Genomic DNA, 18,270 nt, shown 5'->3' with positions numbered 1-18,270 from the left:
AAATATATAAAAAAAGAGGGCCGAAGCCCTCTTTTTTATTGAACTGATGATTGAATTCTTCAGTCTTATAGAACGTGTACAGAAGCTGTGTTCGTTGTGCCTGAAGCTACTAGAGCACCAGAAACCATAACAACGATATCGCCTTTGTTACCTAGACCTGATTCTAGAGCAAGTTCTTTACCTGCTACGTAGAACGCGTCAGTGCTTTGGATAGACTCAACAACTACTGGAGTAACACCTTTAGTTAGAACTAGCTGTGCAGCAGTCTTAGTGTTAGTCGTTAGTGCTAGGATGTTTGCAGTTGGGAAGTACTTACGTACTGAACGTGCCGACTTACCACCTTCAGTTGCAACAACGATAAGTGGAGCAGCTAGTTTTTCAGCTGTGTCTACCGCGCCTTTACATACTGCTTCAGTGATGCGAAGACGTGGGCTGTCTAGACGAGAACCTAGCTCAGCTTTTAGAGCTGAATCAGTACGGTTCGCGATTTGAGCCATGATAGTTACCGCTTCAACTGGGTACTTACCTTTAGCAGTTTCACCAGAAAGCATAACTGCGTCAGTACCGTCCATTACCGCGTTAGCAACGTCGCCAGCTTCCGCACGAGTAGGACGTGGGTTGTTGATCATAGAATCAAGCATTTGAGTTGCAGTGATAACCATCTTACGTGCACGGTTACACTTCTCGATCATCATCTTCTGAGCGAAGATTACTTCTTCAGCTGGGATTTCAACACCTAGGTCACCACGAGCAACCATGATGCCGTCAGAAAGCTCTAGGATCTCGTCGAAGTTATCAACACCTTCTTGGTTTTCGATCTTAGAGATGATGTGGATGTTCTCGCCGCCGTTTGCAGCAAGTACTTCACGGATTTCTTGAACGTCAGAAGCTTTACGGATGAAAGAAGCAGCTACGAAATCAACGCCTTGCTCACAACCGAATTTAAGGTCGTTCTTATCTTTTTCAGATAGTGCAGGTAGGTTTACAGAAACGCCTGGAAGGTTAACACCTTTGTTTTCGCCTAGAGCACCGTTGTTAAGAACTTTACACTTAACTTCAGTTTCAGAAGTTGCAAGCACTTCCATTTCGATTAGACCGTCGTCTACTAGGATAGTGTTACCAACGTTTAGGTCGTTAGCAAAACCAGCGTAAGTTACTGCAACTTTGTCTTTGTTACCTACAACTGAGATGTCAGTTGTGAAAGTGAATTCTTGACCAGCTACTAGATCAACGTCGTTGCCGTCTTCTAGTTTGATAGTGCGGATTTCTGGACCTTTAGTGTCTAGAAGGATTGCAAGTTGTTTGCCTGTAGCTTCCATTACTTGGCGGAAGTTCGCGATACGAGTGCCGTGCTCTGCGTAGTCACCGTGAGAGAAGTTAAGACGCATAACGTTCATGCCAGCGTTTACTAGTTCAGTTAGCTTCTCTACAGATTCAGTTTTAGGGCCAATCGTACAAACGATTTTGGTCTTTTTCATGGAAGATACTCTCCGGTAAGTATAGTTACAATTTGAAAGTCGGTTGTTTACTCTGAAGTTAGGGCGTTTTGATGACATTTAGTGCCTGTCACCCACCGATTTTCCGCCGCATTATTGGAACTTCAGATTCTGTAAGTCTTTCACCAAGTTTAGTCATTTTATGACTAAAAGATCGGCGATTTTGGTTACCTTTTTGTGACTAATCCCACTTTATATGCAGAAAGTTGCAAAAAAATAACCTTCAATTCTGTAATTTTTTTTCTTTTCGGTGGCGAATTCTACCACCGAATGAATCCAATATCACTGTTTAAGAATTGTCTTAGGACAAGGTTTTATCGAGAAATATTAATTTTTTGGATCGAAATAAATGGACTTAAAAGTTTCGTTTTGACTATAATAAATTTCAAACCGAAACTTAAAATCAAAACATAAATGTCGAAACGAAACACTCAACTAAGAAGACACGCCATTTCTAACCTAGTAAATGAGCTTGGGGAAGTCAGCGTTGATGAACTGGCGCAGAAATTTGAAACCTCAGAAGTCACGATTAGAAAGGACTTAGCTTCTTTAGAGAAAAATGGACAACTTTTGCGCCGTTACGGTGGTGCGATTTCGATTCCAACCGAAGTTATTCATGAAGAATTGAGTCCAATTGTTTCGAGTCGAAAGTTAAGTCTAGCAAAAGCGGCAGCATCACTGATTCGTGATCATAACCGAATTGTGATCGACAGTGGCAGCACAACAGCGGCATTGATTCAGCAATTAAACGACAAACGTGGTTTGGTTGTAATGACCAACTCGTTGCATGTCGCAAATGCACTTAACGAATTAGAGAGCGAACCTACCCTGTTAATGACAGGTGGAACTTGGGATACGCACTCAGAATCCTTCCAAGGCAAAGTAGCCGAATCTGTACTAAGAGCTTACGACTTTGACCAGCTGTTTATCGGTGCTGATGGTATCGATTTAGAGCGCGGAACCACAACGTTCAATGAATTGGTTGGCTTAAGCAAAGTCATGGCAGAAGTCTCTCGTGAAGTCATTGTCATGATCGAGTCTGAAAAAGTCGGACGCAAAATTCCGAACTTAGAGTTGGCTTGGGACCAAATTGATGTATTGGTTACCGACGCAGAGTTACAGCCAGAACACAAAGCACAGATTGAACAACATGGCGTAAAAGTCATTTGCGCCTAATCTAACTAAGTAAACAGTTTCATATTTCACTTCCCTCTGGATAAAGGCCTTTGCTTGCTGCCTCTATTTGAAACCATGGCTAGGGAAGAACAAAACTACAAACGGAGATAAACACATGTGTGGAATCGTAGGTGCAGTAGCACAACGAGATGTTGCAGAAATTTTGGTTGAAGGTCTACGTCGCTTGGAATACCGCGGTTATGACTCAGCGGGCGTAGCGATCGTTGATGGCGAAACCAACCTAACGCGTATTCGTCGTCTAGGTAAGGTACAAGAGCTGGCAGACGCAGTTGATCAAGCAAAAGTGATCGGTGGTACTGGTATCGCACACACTCGTTGGGCAACACACGGTGAGCCTTCAGAAGTGAACGCACACCCACACATGTCTGGTGACATCGCAGTAGTACACAACGGCATCATCGAAAACCACGAAGAGCTACGTGAGCTACTTCAATCTCGCGGTTACGTATTTGAATCTCAAACGGATACTGAAGTTATCGCTCACATGGTTGAGTGGGAGCTTCGCACTTCAGAAACATTGCTTGAAGCAGTACAAAAAACAGCAAAACAACTTGAAGGTGCATACGGTACAGTGGCACTGGATCGTAAAGATCCTTCACGTATTGTTGTGGCGCGCTCAGGTAGCCCAATCGTTATTGGTTTTGGTGTGGGTGAAAACTTCCTCGCGTCTGACCAACTTGCGCTACTTAACGTAACACGCCGTTTCATGTACCTAGAAGAAGGTGATGTTGCTGAGATCACTCGTCGTGACGTAACGGTATTTGATGCAACAGGTGAGCGTGTAGAACGCGAAATCACAGAATCAAACGCGGAACACGACGCAGGTGACAAAGGTCAATACCGTCACTTCATGCAGAAAGAGATCTACGAACAACCAACAGCGTTGATCAACACAATGGAAGGTCGTATCACGGCAGACTCTGTTGTCACTGAAGCAATCGGTGTTAACGCGGCAGAAATCCTAAGCAAAGTGGAACACGTACAAATCGTTGCATGTGGTACATCGTACAACGCTGGTATGACAGCACGTTACTGGTTTGAAGACATTGCGGGCGTGAGCTGTGATGTAGAAATCGCGTCTGAATTCCGTTACCGCAAATTTGTGACGCGTCCAAACAGCCTATTGATCACGCTTTCTCAATCTGGTGAAACCGCCGATACGCTAGCAGCACTTCGCCTAGCAAAAGAGAAGGGTTACATGGCGGCAATGACCATCTGTAACGTAGCGGGTTCTTCTTTGGTTCGTGAGTCTGACTTCGCATTCATGACACGTGCAGGCGTGGAAATCGGTGTGGCATCAACTAAAGCGTTCACGACTCAGCTTTCTGCGCTACTCATGCTAGTGACGGCACTTGGTAAGCAACAAAACCGCATTAGCAAAGAGAAAGAAAAAGAGATCGTAGAAGCGCTTCACGCTCTACCGAAACAAATCAATGCAGCGCTGTCTTTCGAAAAAGAAATTGAAGCACTAGCACCAGACTTTGCCGATAAACACCACACTCTATTCCTAGGTCGTGGTGAGTTCTACCCAATCGCGATGGAAGCGTCTCTAAAACTAAAAGAGATCTCTTACATTCACGCAGAAGCCTACGCGGCAGGTGAATTGAAACACGGTCCTTTAGCATTGATCGATGCAGATATGCCAGTTGTGGTTGTTGCACCAAGCAACGATCTTCTAGAGAAGCTGAAATCAAACGTTGAAGAAGTACGTGCTCGTGGTGGTCTGCTTTACGTATTTGCCGATGCTGACGCAGGCTTTGAAGGTGATGAGACAATGAAGATCATCACAATGCCACACGTTAGTGAAATCACGGCGGCTATCTACTACACCATTCCAATGCAGCTACTTTCTTACTACGTAGCGCTGATCAAAGGTACGGACGTAGATCAACCACGTAACCTAGCGAAAGCGGTAACCGTAGAATAATCAACACATGGTGTGATTAAGATTACTGTCGGTAGACATTAAAGTTTGGAACTGTGACATTAAAGTTTGAAACTGTACCACTAAAGTTGAAAACTTTTTAAACCCGGTTAAACTGATTAAAAGTTGACCGGGTTTTTGTTATGGCAAAATCAAAGTACGTTTTAACTGAAAAGCAGATCATCAAGCGGATAAGTGAAGGCCGAGGTGCAGGAAGGCTTTCTGGCTATAAGCCGTGGCTGTATGTCAATGAGGTTCCTTCAGAAGGTCGATCTCAGAGAGTTTACTCTCACCTAACGGGGCGGATTCATCATGTACTATCGGATCTTGAGTTCGCAGTCTTTCTCCTTCTAGACCATAACCCTGCCGTAACAGACATTCGTGAGCAGTTTCCACTCAACAGAGATGACACTCTCAATATTTCCAAGGACGGTCAACTTTGGCACCCTTCGCAAGGAGGGGTAAATCTTGTCATGTCCTCTGACTTTTTGGTTAGCACCGCTTCTAAAACTCAGCCCAAGTTCGCTATTCAAGCAAAATATTCTAAAGACTTAAAAGATCCGAGAACTATTGAGAAGCTAGAAATAGAACGCCGTTATTGGCAGCTAAAAAGAATCCCCTGGTTCCTCGTAACAGATAAAGAGATAGACAAAACAGTCGTATCGAATATTGAGTGGTTATACGGGGTTAAGGGGTACTTTGATGAAGTAATAACGGATGAGCTATCGCTTACTTTTGGGCATATCAGTGCTTATTTTGTTCAACACCCAGAAAGAAAAGTCGTTGATCTGTGTAAAGAGTATGACATGGCATACCAGCAAGATCTTGGTCAGTCGCTTTATGATATTCGTTTAATGTGTGCAGCAAGGCTTATAACGTTCGATATTCGTTTACCATTTCATAGTTTGAAAGCGAAAGAAATTGCGTTTAGAAGCGTTTCTTTGTTCGGGGGGCATCATAATGTGGCCAGTTAACGAAACTCTAGCGTTTGACGGTAAGGCTTACCGCGTGCTTTTTACCGAGACAAATTACTTCTATTGGATTGCTATTGATGAGGATAAAGGTTTACCGGAAAGAGTCTATTTTGATGAATGCCGTAACTGGGTTGATGAAGGGCGTATAGAAAAAATTCCGGACCCTTATTCATACCTTCAAGGAGAGTCTTGGACCAAAGAGTCAAATGCATATCAGAAAAGGCAGAACGACTTTGACTTGATTAAGCCTATCGTAGATGGTGAAGGAGCATTTGACAAAAGGGTTCGAGCAAAAAGGGTTAGTCATGCGGTTGCCAATTCAAATAAAACCAAATCGACCATCTATCGTTTAGTTCGGAGATATTGGCAGCGTGGACAAATAAAAAATGCCCTAATACCAGACTACAAAAACTCAGGCGCTGCCGGAAAGAGAAGAAACTTCACAACAAATAAAGCTGGTAAGTCTAGGGTTTACGGTGTCGGTGATGGCAAACAAGTCACTGAAGAAATCAGAAAACAGTTCCGAATTATTTGTGATAAATATTTGATGAATGATAAAGGGGACTCCGTTGCTTATGCACATAGAAAGTTTTCAAAAGCATATAAGTTAAAGAACCCAGGTGTTGAAGAGCATGAAATTCCAACACTCCGCCAATTTAGATACTTCTACAAAACCGAGTATAGCAATGTCACAAAGCTTACCGTTCAAACACCTCAAGGCAATTACAATAAAGATGTTAGGCCACTACATGGAACTGCAACCGAGCAAGCTTTAGGCCCAGGGAGTCGATATGAGATTGATGCCACCATTGCAGATATTTACTTGGTCGATGATGACGATGCAGACAAGGTTATCGGTCGGCCGACGATTTATATGGTCATTGATGTTTTTAGCCGTATGGTTGCAGGGTTTTATATTGGTTTCGATAACCCATCTTTCCCCGTTGCAATGAAAGCACTGATATGCAGCTTTAGCAGCAAAATAGAAACTTGCGCAAAATATGGTATCGATATTTCAGAAGAACAGTGGCCATGCATAGGCATTCCCGATGTGTTGCTGGCTGATCGTGGCGAATTGATGAGCCATCAAGCAAATTATTTGGTTGATGCTATTGGTGTTCGCCTTGAAAGTGCTCCACCTCGAAGAGGCGATGCTAAAGGCATTGTCGAGAGATCATTTGGTACATTGCAGGCTAAGTTCAAGCCCTATATGCCAGGTGTCGTAACTGGTAACAAGGTTAAGAAGCATGGTGAAAGAGACTATAGAGTTGAAGCTGCTGTGGCGAGATCAGACTTTATTGAAATACTGCTCTATTCAATACTTGCTCACAACTTAAACAAGCCATTGGATAAGTACGATCGTGCTCCTGATATGCCAGAAAGCCTTCCATCGATCCCTATTGAGCTTTGGAGGTGGGGCCTACAGAATCGTACTGGGCGTTTACGAGCTATTGATACGGATATTGCAAAAATACTGCTGTTACCTCGTCAAAAAGTCACTGTATCTGAATTGGGCATAAAGTTATGGGGATTAACCTACACAGGAAAAGAAATTATTCAGACAGGTTGGATGCACCGTTCTTCGGAAGTGTCTAGACCTAAAAAACTATTTGCAGCCTATGAGCTTGGTTCTGCTAATCACATATATCTGTTTCCTGAAGAAGGAAAAAATACATTTTGGGTTTGTGATCTTTCTAGTCGAAGTAGAGAGTTCCGTGATCTAACTTGGTATCAAGTATGGGAGCGTCAAGCATATCAAAAGCAGATTTTAGCTGAAGCTAAGTATCAATTTGCACCCGTAGAACGAGATTTTGATGATCTTCTTGAAAAGAAACTGAAGAAAGCTACAAAAAATCGTAAAACCAGTACATTGAGCAACGCGCAAAAGATAAATGACATCAAAGGCAATAAACGGAATGCGCGAGAGCAAGAGAGAAAGGAACTAGCAATACAGCCCGCGAGGGCAAAACAAGAAGAAGTTGCACCGGTTATACCTATACATGGAGAGGAGGAAAGTTATCAACTGCCTGACTTCATACCGGAGCTCTTTGATGATGAGGGTGATAGCTGATGAAGAGAAATCAAGATCATCGTGTAGTTGCAGTCTATCAAGGTGCAACACTCTCAGCTTATCTAGGTAACCCGCTGATAGAGGCACTACCACCAATAAATAGCTTCTTGGACGACTCGAGTGCTCTAAAGGGCTCGTTGAGGTGTACCGCAGAAGATATCCATCGAAATGGTATTGAAAGAGCGCATAGTATCTGTCGTGTTATTGATGATTTTTTTCAACCCCTCAGTCAGCACATACAGTTGCACGAACGACTGTCACTGATGATACGGCGTGGTTATGTTGGAAGAAACCCCGAAACAGGTGATTGGGCAAGACATATACAAAATGGTTACGAACGTGTATTAACTGGTGATTTAAAGGCGATAAAGTTCACGGAAGTTAGTTCTACAGCCCAAAGTATGACATTGATTGGATGTAGCGGTAATGGCAAAACAACAGCGATCAAGCAGCTTTTGTCGTTATACCCTCAAGTTATTTACCACCCTGACAGAAATCTTGAGCAAGTCGTTTATCTAAAAATTGACTGCTCCCATGATGGATCACTGAAAGAGCTGTGCTTGAACTTTTTTCGTGCGATGGATAGAGCATTAGGGACATCCAACTACGAAAGACAATACTCGATGAGCAAAAGACCGAGTATTGAAACACTTTTAGCTGCAATGGCTCAGGTTGCAAATGCTCATGCAGTAGGTGTTCTTATTATTGATGAAATACAGCACCTTAGCCGTTCTCGCTCTGGTGGCTCTGAGAAAATGCTTAACTTCTTTGTGACATTAGTAAATACCATTGGCCTTCCTGTGATTTTGGTTGGAACACCACGAGCCCGCGAGATATTTGAGGCTGATATGAGATCTGCAAGGCGAGGCTCTGGTCTTGGAGCGATTTTTTGGGATCCAATGGAAGAAGGAAGAGAATGGAAAGCGCTCACGGATAAGTTATGGACTCTTCAATGGCTACAAAAACGTGATGAGGTGTTGTCGGATGACATTCGTTCTCTATGGTATGAGCTAAGCCAAGGTGTCTTGGATATTGTGGTTAAGCTATATGTCTTGTGTCAGCTGAGAGCAATCGCGACAAAAGTAGAAAGGATCACACCTAAATTAATGCAACAGGTTTACGAGGATGAATTAAAACCTGTTCACCCAATGCTAGCTGCTCTTCGCTCGGGTGATGTCGAAGAAATGATTAAGTTTTCAGACCTTAAACTAAGCAACACTGATAAACGGTTACTTGAGTTGCAAAAACAGGTAGCAACAACTGTTCAACAGACACCAGAGGAGTTTGCATATCAACGGCTCAGAACCGATGAAGAGCGACGTGTATATATGGCCCTAAAAGATGAGTTTGACTCAACGCTTTTAGCTCCTGTAATACGACAGCTATTTGATCAACATCCTGATTTGACATGGATAAGCTTACTCCCATTGGTACATGAGCAACTTGCCAATCCTGAGCTGTTAAAATCTAAAAAAGAGGCTAAGCCAAGTAAGGGCAAGAGGGCATCCGCAATCAAACAGACTCAGTGGCATACCCTTGATAGTGAGGATTTGAGGTTTGTTCACTCTCAATCTGATTCTGATAATGAAGTGTACACAGCAATGTCAAAGTCGGGTTTGATTCTAGACATTCAGTCACTGTTAGAAAAGGCGGTTTAATATTGCACTGCTTCCCTGTCCCTTATCCAGATGAATTAATCTATAGCTTGGTGGCTAGAGCTGGAATTCGCAGTGCGATTACAAGTTCTAAACAGCTACTAGATGAAGTGTATGGTGACAGAAAAGTGATTGCGACAATTGACCTGCCTAGTCATTTGTCTTCGATATCAGAGCAGCTAGTTAACACGGGACGATTTGACGTCCAACAGCTTATTTATGAACATACAATGTTCCCGATTTACGCTCCTTTTGTTGATGAAAGCATTAGGATTAGAGCGATGGAGCGAATGGAACATTGCGCTAAGGGCTCTGTTCATCTAATGCTAGGAGCCCCAGCTTCTATTGTAAAAACGTCGGATAACTTTTGTGTTTGCCCAGCTTGTGTCGCGGAACAAAAGCAAAAATATGGGGAAAGTTATTGGTCTAGATTGTGGTTTTTGCCATCTTTACCTCACTGCCCTAAGCATGGACTTCGAAGTCAATCGACAGCCTCTTACCATGATAGTAGACACACGTACCATGCATGTGGCCGAATACAATGTCAGCCCCTTTTAAGTAATACCACGGATAAAGCGGAGCAGCAGGTTGCTTATTTGGCCAACAAAGCTAAAGAGGTAATGTGCTTACCAGCCCAAGACTCTCCGACTCAGCGTCAATGGAGTCTTTTCTACAATCATCTAGCACTCGACTTTGGGTGTAGAAAAGGTACTAAACAGATAGCACACGATAAGATTGCAGACTTAGTTGTAAGTAAAATCGTTACCCCTGAGTTAACTATCAATTCTGATAGAGATACTAACTGGCTTCGAACGATATTTCGCCATCATCGTAAAGCTTTTAGCTATCTACAGCACTTAACCGTTTGGTCTGCCTTTATTCCTGAAATGTCGGCTAGTGAAATCATAAAAAAGTAAAATCAAAAGATAAAGTGACAGTATCTCTCCCGAAGGGCGATGCTCATCTTGTGCCAAATCCAAGTGCAGAAAAACGTAAGCTGTGGCGTAACTTAATACGTAAGACCCCTATTAAGAAAGCACGCAAACTTCCAGGTGGTGGTGCACTGTATGCTTGGCTGTACCGAAATGATAGAGATTGGCTATTAGCTTTCAATCGAGTCCATCAATCCCAATCTCATGTAAGGCAGAAAAAGGTAGACTGGAGCGCAAGAGACCGATCACTAACTAAGCAGCTTATTAGGATTGTCGAGCGATTAGATACCGTTATTGATGGCCCTCGAAGAAGTAAAAATTTCTTACTTAAGCAGCTAGATGATTACGGCTCGGTAAGCAAAAAACTGAACTTATTACCCTTGCTATCTCTTGCTTTGAATCGGTATCAAGAAAGCATCTTTGAGTTTCAAGCTCGTCGGCTAGTCATGGCGGTAATCGCAAAATCAAAAACAGGCTCAGGAATGAGTCGCTGGCAATTGATGCGTTCAGCAAACCTTTCCAACGAAAGAATAATGCCAGTTATCGCAGATTTACTTGGCTGGGTAACTACAGGATCAGATTACAAATAAGGAAATGGTATGGGAGCTAGGTTTTACAAGTGTGACGATGATGTACGTATAGTCCATACAGGTAAAGTATTAGTACGAACAAGTGATTCGTCTTACCGGCCTTCAATTGAAGTTTGGTGCTATCCACCACAGCAGAAAAATAATTTTCATGCGACTGCATTTTCTAACGTTCCTGCTTTGTATCGAGGAAGGATAATTAACCAAAGAGGGTTATCAGAAAGTTACGCTAAACGAGGACATCACAAATTTAGAAGTAATGAGTTCCTTCGACACAGTAGTTTGAGTGAGTTCCCTGACTCAGAGTCAGCAGAGTCTTTGAGAAAGAAAGAGTCAGAGCAACATGCATTTATATTAGACCGAGGCGCTGTCCCTACACTGGTTATTCCTCAGCTTGAGCTGGCAAGGGTTCTATTTTATGCCAGCTCGTACTTATCGCGAGCGTCATTAATGTCTTCTCGTTTGCTTACTGACTTCAAGGTCGAAGTAAATACCAAGGAGGACTATGCCAATATCGAAGTGTTGCAAACATCAAACTTTCCTCCTTCGGCATTCAATGATTCAGCAACGAGAGCAATGTTGAGCTGGTTGCTTATTGATAGCAATGTAAAGCGTTCATTTGAGTCGATTTTTAGATATTTCAACGTCGAAAAGGAACGAGATGTGTCTGCGGGGTATAAGCGTTGGCTATTTCACTTTGACCCGCCACAAATGTCTGGGTGGTCTTTCTCATATGGCGGCAGACTTGATACGAGTGGTTGCTACTTTTTGGTTGAAAAGATCACGGATATTGAAATTAATGCTCAAATGCCGTCTAGGGTCTATTTCCATAACCCTTCTTTTACGCATCCAGATGAAGGCCAAGAGCCAACCACTGGTGGAAAATGCCCTGAACCATACGAGCGACCAGAAGAACATATTATCGATGATGATCGTGAGGCTTCCGATGCTAACCATGCCTTCTTACTAGGTGAAAATACCTGCTCTATAAGGTTTAAAAATCGTTTTTCAACGTCGAAAGCAACAACGCCCAAAAGGAGTCATCGGCCAGATAGAAGCAAAGATGCAGCTAAGAAAGCTGGTGATAAGGTAAGTACCCATGAGCCTGGCAGTAATGGTGGGATACCTTCGGCAGACATAGGCGGAGGTATGCAAGATTGTACTGATAGGTCAGAGGAGTATGCCTCTCGCTTTACGGCCTTTAACATGATGGTGCAAATGCTAGAGGAAAAATACGCCTGCACAATCATTGATTCTTACACTCATGAACTGGATCAGGTTGGACGTAGTAAGTGCCACTTGATTGACTCTGGTACAAAGAGAACGATTCGTTGCGTTGTCGTGGAGCGAAATGGTCATGTGAATTACTTGCTCGAAGTTGATGTAACAGGCCTGAGTAAATGGATCTCCACAAAATGTATACGGCAGGTTGATACTCGCAATTGGAAAGAGCAGTTTTCTCGAATCAAAAAAGGTGTGGTGACAAAGTCTTTGGGATGGCCCACACAAGAAATGGATGCCATGTTTGGCTTCAAAAAGCACATTGGCATTTCTCATCCTAAATCAGTAGAGGGACACCCGACAGGTATTCCAACCGAATCAATTTTAGATTGGGCAGGAAGAGTTGCAGATCAGCTATAGCGTTGCTCAATATGTTACTTGGTGATGCTAAAGCCTGACAATCGCATTTTGTTCCTTCTATTGACACACTGAACCCAAAAAACAGAAGTCTAGGTAGCCCCTGAGCTAGGTTACTTTTTTGCTCTTTGGGCTTGAAAAGACTGCATATATCACATATTTTAATGTGTAAAATACATTAAAATATGTGATATATTATGACCTATGATGAGTTTTCTAGGCACCTAGGTAAGGCCGGAGTTTCTGCTAAGGAGTTTGCTGTTTTACTGAAAAAACATCCCAATTCGGTAACGAATAATGCTAGTAGTGGTCGGATACCAAACGAATTGGGTGTTATTGCCGCTCTGATAGGCGAAATGGCTGAAAAAAACGTTGATTTTAAAAGTGTTATTAGCCAACTAGAGTTAATTAAAAGAAAATCACGCGGTGCTGCCGAAGTTGGCAAGTTTGGTGGTAATCCCCAACTTTCATTAAAAAATAATAAGGATGGCTATGATGTCTGAGCGCAAGGTGCTTGAGCTAAGATACAGTCACAATGTAATTGAACATTTAGGCTTAAAATTGTATCAAAATCGACCAACAAATGTTTTAGCTGAGTTGGTATCTAATTCATGGGATGCTGACGCAACCAATGTCTGGTTGGATATAGGATCAGAGCACCTCGCTGTGTATGATGATGGCGCAGGAATGACACGAGAGGTTCTATCTGATAATTACCTTGTAATTGGTAAGCGAAAAAGAACAGCTGATAATGTTGAGGAACTTACTGAAAAAGGCCGTAGAATGATGGGCCGCAAAGGAATAGGTAAATTAGCCCCATTTGGTATAGCACAAAAGCTATCTTTGCTTACAGTGAGTCGTGAAACTAAATTATGTTATTGGATAGAAATTGATCTTCAAGGCTTGTTATCTGAGTCGGGGGAAAACTCGGAGCAACAATTTAGCTATAAGCCTAATGTTATATGTGATGGCGTTGAGATTAAAGAGCTGCCTTTACATTATGATACGCACGGTTACATAGCTCGATTTCTTGAGTCAATAGATGATAGTGGTACGCTTGTTGTTATGGACAATTTATCTTTGAAGCGTGCTTTATCTAAAAATAAATTACGAGAATCTATTGGTCAGCGCTTTACAGTAACTCTACTCCGAGATGACTTTAATGTATATGTTGATAAAGAAATTGTTACCGAAGAGCAAGCCTTACCTCATTTTTCTCTGCGTGTGCCGGAATCTGGATTTGATGAGGAAACTATCAATTTAAATGGGGAAGAACGTTTTGTAAAATATTGGGTTGGTTTTGTTGAACAAGCTGAGTGGCCACAAGATCAAGCTGGTGTCGGCGTATATGCACACGGTAAAATTGCGCAAGATAGGCCGTTTGTATTTGGGTTAAAAGGGCGAGAAATATCTACGCGTTACATGTATGGTGTGATAGAAGCAGATTGGCTGGATGAACTAGATGATGATGTAGTATCAACTGATCGAACAAGTGTTAACTGGGAGAATGATGCAACTGAACCTATGTATGAATGGGGGAAAAAGTTAGTTTCTCAATGGATTACTACATACAGAAAGCATCAAAAGGTAACCAATGAAGATAAGGTTCTTACAAAACTAGAAACCCTGCCAGACATACCTAAGATTACATTTGAAGAGAAAACTGCTATCAAAGATATGGTCTGTAGCATGAGTCCCAAAATATATAAAGACGAAGACTTGCAATCGGAAGTTATCTCAAAATTAACTTCAGCGTGGACACATAGGCCTACAAGAAATATCATAAAGTCTCTTTGGGATAAGATTGAGACTTCTGAGAAGAATGAAGAGCAGTTCGTCGATACGCTCAATGATATACATAAATATTTAGTACCTGAGTCCCTGTCGCTTTCTGTAACAGTAGCTCAACGAATCTATGCACTTTCAAAGCTCTATGAATTGAGCAAAACAGGTACAGAGAGGCAATTGCAGGCTCTTCTTGAAAAGTTCCCTTGGATACTTGGTTCTGATAAGGGTAAGGTTAGCGCTGATGAGTCGTTGAAAGAGATAGCTAAGAAGGCAGCACTTGAAGATACCTTAGGAGGACATGGGGAAGCGAGAAAAGAGCTAATGTTGCAACCTGACTCTGGTACGAGACCTGATTTTACTTTTTTGAGCGATACGAACCATTCCACAATTATTGCAGTTGAATTAAAAAATCCGCAAATCCCTTTAATTCGGAAACATTTGAATCAATTAACTACTTATGTTGGTTGGTTAGAGGATATGTATCCAAGTGCTACCGTTTATGGTGTGCTGATTGGTAAAAACCCGAATAACTCTATTACATCTCGTGATCCTCAAGTTAATGTCCTAACTTGGGAGGATATATGCCTTCAATCAAGAAAAGACTACTTAGAGTTGCTTGCATCTATGCTTGTGGGGGTTTCTGAACACTACGATGACTCTCGCATTATCGATGCGGTCAACTTTGGTGGCCCTCAGACTAGAGAGCTTTTACAGAGAATGGCGGAAGCAGATTCTCCATTAAACGATTTGTTTAATGTAATTGATCGCAAGTTAGGAAAACAAGAAAATGTATAATTCGATTGATTTATTTTCCGGCGGGGGAGGTTTGTCTGAAGGGATGAGACAAGCTGGTTTTACTATTAATGCGGCTGTTGAAATAGACCCTGTTGCCGCTGAAACATTTCGAGTCAATCATGAAGGTGCAAAGGTTATAGAAAGAGATATCCAGCATGTATCGTCTTCAGAATTGTTAAAACAAGCAGGTATAGAGCAAGGACAGCTAGACTTGTTAGCTGGGTGTCCCCCATGCCAAGGTTTTTCATCCTTAACCTCAAAATATAAGCGAAATGATAATCGAAATTCATTAATCAATGAGGTTTCTCGTCTTGTAAAAGATTTAATACCTAAAGCTGTCATGATAGAAAATGTCCCCGGTTTAATGACGAAAGGGAATCTATATTTATCTGACTTTATTGAGGTTTTAGAAAGGTTGGGTTATATCGTCAACTATGATGTTCTACAAGTTGCTGATTATGGTGTCCCACAGGAGAGACGTCGTTTTGTATTGCTTGCTGGGTTGGGTTTTGAAATTGCAATTCCAAAGCCAACACACTCAAGAACAGGAAAAGATGGCCTTCCAAAGTGGAAAACTGTAAAAGAGGCTCTGAATGGTCTTGGAAAGCCAACACCATTGAATGAGGCTCCCTCGTACGGTGGTCCAAGAAGTTTGAATTGGCATATAACTAGAAACCTTTCTCAGATAAATATAGAAAGACTTAAGCATGTGAAACCTGGGGGACCACGATATGATATCCCTGAACATTTACGACCTAAATGCCATCAAGGCAAAGATCGTGGATTTGGTAATGTTTATGGTCGAATGAGTTGGGATACCCCTTCTCCTACAATTACAGGTGGATGTACAGTTTTAAGCAAAGGTCGGTTTGGCCATCCAAGTGAGCTTCGTACAATCTCTGTAAGAGAAGCTGCAAGGCTTCAAACTTTTCCTGATACATTTGAGTTTGCAACTGATTCCGTTGACCGTGTATGCCAAATTATTGGGAATGCTCTTCCTTGTGAGTTTGCGCGAATAATGAGTGAAGCTTGTAGCAATGCAATAGGTAAAAATAAGTCTTCAAATTTTTAAGTAAAGAATAGTGATGCAACATATGTTGCATCACTAGCGGAAAGCAACTAACGAAGAATCCTCAGTAGTTAGTTTCGAACTTTGTTGTCACAGTTTCTTTGGATAGTCATGTTGGTTTAGTCTAAGTTTCAATCTTTATTGTTACATTTAGTCTTTGGTATCCATGATAGAAGCAAACTTTGGAAGTAGAAAAGTTTCAAACTTTAATGTCCTCTCACAATTACTGTCGACGAACAATAAAGTTTGATCGTTTTTTAACCTCTTGCTAAGTTTAGCTTAGTCGGAGGTTTTTTATGTTAGGTGCAGATAAGCCACTCAATAAGAAAGACCAAAAGCGTTTAGATGAAAAACGAGGCGAAGGGACGGGAAAGGACTACGTTCCTTTCATTAAAGCCGGAGAGTTCAGCAGTTCTAGCGAAAGCGTTCGTGTTTTAAGACCTGTATGTGAGATTGAACGACTTGCTGGACTCAGCCGTGCGCGATGCAGGAAACCTGCACGGGAAATTCTCCGATTGGACATCCCAGCCTGGCAGAGAGCTGCGGCACTTTCCTGAAAACATACCGCTAATCAACATTGGAAGTATCCACACCAAGCGCGTCCTCAATAATAAAGTCCGGTCTTATATCAACGTTCAGTTTTCAGGTCTCCCCAAAAGTCGCGTACCGGCAGAGCTGACACCGATGTTGGTTGTGAACTCTCACTACTCAAACAAAGAACGCAAGGTTCCACATAAACGCGAAATCATCGACATAAAAGTATCAGATAATTTTCAAAGAGCCTTTTCAAGCAAATCGCATTCAATCATCTTAAAGGAAGGCAACTTAAAATTTGTTGTTTCGTGTATAGAACTTGCTCGAGCACTCTTTTTGCACAACGTACATCTAACACGCACAGCCTTAAGACCAAATGGTTTATTAGGGATGGCAGTCGTGGATGATATTGGAAAAGAGTGCTTTATCTGTTTCAACCGGTCGTCGGATTACCCCTTAAAGAACTTGAACTCAAAGGATGCATGCAACCACTTGAGGTGGTTGTTGCTTAACCCTGAGGCAACAAGAAGTTTCAACAGTATTTATAGCAAGTTACAACAAGATGAAAGCACTGAGTGGAACTTTAACTTTGAACCACCACCACTAAAAAATTGGCGATTTAAGCTTGCTGGTGAGTATGATGAAAGCGACCCAATGTTATTCCATGTTGAAGAAATCAAGACAGTTTACTCGTCGAATTTTAACTATGGAAAAAAAGTCTCGATATACCATCCAAAGAAAGTCGATGTTATTCCTGTTGAGCCAAGTAACCGCAAGCGCCCAGAAGTTAACCGGATAGACCCAGACTCGCAGTTAGACTTTGAAGCTACGCCAGGTAGTCATAGAAAAAGGGATGTCTTCAGTGAAGAAGGCTTTCGATTTGTCTGTGATACTGAAGATGAAGTAACCGTGTCCCCAGGAAAAGCACTATCGAGGGTAGCGCCTAATGTTAACACAACAGAAGAACCAACACCTGATACCTCTGGAGTTGGTCATGGAACAGCAAACGGATCTGCGCAAGAGCTAGACTGGGCGAACAATCGCAATGATTGTGATGATCCAACTAATCCCGAGGCTCCAAAGGAAGTCGCTCCCACAGGTAACTTTCAACTTTTTGAAAAGGTTATCGAGTAGCTAATGAAGCTTCCTGATTATGAACATAAAGGTACACAGTGTTTGGCGATGCCAAAGCCCGACAACGCCTCTCTGATATACAAGAACAAACTCACACAGGAGGCTCGAACCTTTCACTGTGCCTATTTCTATTACCGGAAAACCCCTCTTGTGATCATTGAGGTGGATATTAGCGATATTAACGACAAGCATAGTCTGGGTTCTAGATTATTTGGGTTTTCTGAAAGTGGTAAAGATGGGCTGGATCACGTAATGAAAGCCTGCTCTGAGAAAGGCGTTCGATGGGATGCAAAAGTAAACGAAGAGTATTGTTCAGTAGTGATTGAAATTAAGCACCCATTCAGAATCAAAAAAGTCGATGGTGAAACGGTTCTGAGAACCGAAATTAATTATGAAACTACATGAATATAAGCACTCCATAGGGCTGTGAAAAGAGCAACTTAGAGTAGTCTAAAACAGTTCGAAGTCAGTTTAAT

Annotated in this window: 14 protein-coding genes; 13 read left to right on the top strand and 1 reads right to left on the bottom strand. The window is 42.1% G+C overall.

The genetic code is table 11. The annotated features are described in order from the left end of the window. Positions 1–65 precede the first annotated feature (65 nt). Positions 66–1,478, bottom strand: a complete 1,413-nt coding sequence (pykF, locus tag OH459_RS09995) for a pyruvate kinase PykF (protein WP_005450451.1) — start codon at positions 1,476–1,478, stop codon at positions 66–68. A 432-nt stretch (positions 1,479–1,910) separates the two neighbouring features. On the opposite strand from pykF, the gene OH459_RS09990 reads away from it, so the two are divergent. The 13 genes from OH459_RS09990 to OH459_RS09930 all read left to right on the top strand — a co-directional run bounded on the left by OH459_RS09990 (position 1,911) and on the right by OH459_RS09930 (position 18,199). Further along, positions 1,911–2,672, top strand: a complete 762-nt coding sequence (locus tag OH459_RS09990) for a DeoR/GlpR family DNA-binding transcription regulator (protein ID WP_005450450.1) — start codon at positions 1,911–1,913, stop codon at positions 2,670–2,672. A gap of 115 nt (positions 2,673–2,787) precedes the next feature. Beyond that, positions 2,788–4,620, top strand: coding sequence for a glutamine--fructose-6-phosphate transaminase (isomerizing) (gene glmS, locus OH459_RS09985; protein ID WP_005450449.1), 1,833 nt, complete (start codon positions 2,788–2,790; stop codon positions 4,618–4,620). Between the two features lie 140 nt (positions 4,621–4,760). Further along, positions 4,761–5,591, top strand: a complete 831-nt coding sequence (locus OH459_RS09980) for a TnsA endonuclease N-terminal domain-containing protein (RefSeq protein WP_269986538.1) — start codon at positions 4,761–4,763, stop codon at positions 5,589–5,591. Further along, positions 5,578–7,662, top strand: coding sequence for a transposase (locus OH459_RS09975; RefSeq protein ID WP_269986537.1), 2,085 nt, complete (start codon positions 5,578–5,580; stop codon positions 7,660–7,662). The genes OH459_RS09980 and OH459_RS09975 overlap by 14 nt, the downstream gene beginning before the upstream one ends. Then, positions 7,662–9,320 (top strand): AAA family ATPase, encoded by a 1,659-nt coding sequence (locus tag OH459_RS09970; protein ID WP_269986535.1) that lies wholly within the window; start codon positions 7,662–7,664, stop codon positions 9,318–9,320. The genes OH459_RS09975 and OH459_RS09970 overlap by 1 nt, the downstream gene beginning before the upstream one ends. A gap of 50 nt (positions 9,321–9,370) precedes the next feature. Then, positions 9,371–10,234, top strand: a complete 864-nt coding sequence (locus OH459_RS09965; protein WP_269986703.1) for a TniQ family protein — start codon at positions 9,371–9,373, stop codon at positions 10,232–10,234. A gap of 14 nt (positions 10,235–10,248) precedes the next feature. Then, positions 10,249–10,839: a TnsD family Tn7-like transposition protein gene (locus tag OH459_RS09960; RefSeq protein WP_269986533.1), complete on the top strand. Its 591-nt coding sequence runs from the start codon at positions 10,249–10,251 to the stop codon at positions 10,837–10,839. A 9-nt stretch (positions 10,840–10,848) separates the two neighbouring features. Further along, positions 10,849–12,477, top strand: coding sequence for a Tn7-like element transposition protein TnsE (locus OH459_RS09955; RefSeq protein WP_269986531.1), 1,629 nt, complete (start codon positions 10,849–10,851; stop codon positions 12,475–12,477). A gap of 194 nt (positions 12,478–12,671) precedes the next feature. Continuing rightward, positions 12,672–12,977, top strand: a complete 306-nt coding sequence (locus OH459_RS09950; RefSeq protein ID WP_140062418.1) for an XRE family transcriptional regulator — start codon at positions 12,672–12,674, stop codon at positions 12,975–12,977. After that, positions 12,967–15,057, top strand: a complete 2,091-nt coding sequence (locus OH459_RS09945; protein ID WP_269986530.1) for an ATP-binding protein — start codon at positions 12,967–12,969, stop codon at positions 15,055–15,057. The genes OH459_RS09950 and OH459_RS09945 overlap by 11 nt, the downstream gene beginning before the upstream one ends. Further along, on the top strand, positions 15,050–16,129 hold the full coding sequence (locus OH459_RS09940; protein ID WP_269986529.1) for a DNA cytosine methyltransferase: 1,080 nt from the start codon (positions 15,050–15,052) through the stop codon (positions 16,127–16,129). Before OH459_RS09945 ends, OH459_RS09940 begins: the two co-directional genes overlap by 8 nt. Before the next feature lie 444 nt (positions 16,130–16,573). Next, on the top strand, positions 16,574–17,794 hold the full coding sequence (locus OH459_RS09935; protein ID WP_269986528.1) for a hypothetical protein: 1,221 nt from the start codon (positions 16,574–16,576) through the stop codon (positions 17,792–17,794). A 3-nt stretch (positions 17,795–17,797) separates the two neighbouring features. Continuing rightward, on the top strand, positions 17,798–18,199 hold the full coding sequence (locus OH459_RS09930; RefSeq protein ID WP_269986527.1) for a hypothetical protein: 402 nt from the start codon (positions 17,798–17,800) through the stop codon (positions 18,197–18,199). The last annotated feature ends 71 nt before the right edge of the window (positions 18,200–18,270 follow it).

Source organism: Vibrio sp. MM46 (assembly GCF_027587135.1).
In the GTDB taxonomy this organism is placed as follows: Bacteria; Pseudomonadota; Gammaproteobacteria; order Enterobacterales; family Vibrionaceae; genus Vibrio; species Vibrio harveyi.
The sequence above is the reverse complement of the archived record's forward strand: the minus strand, read 5'-3'. Positions and strand labels throughout refer to the sequence as shown.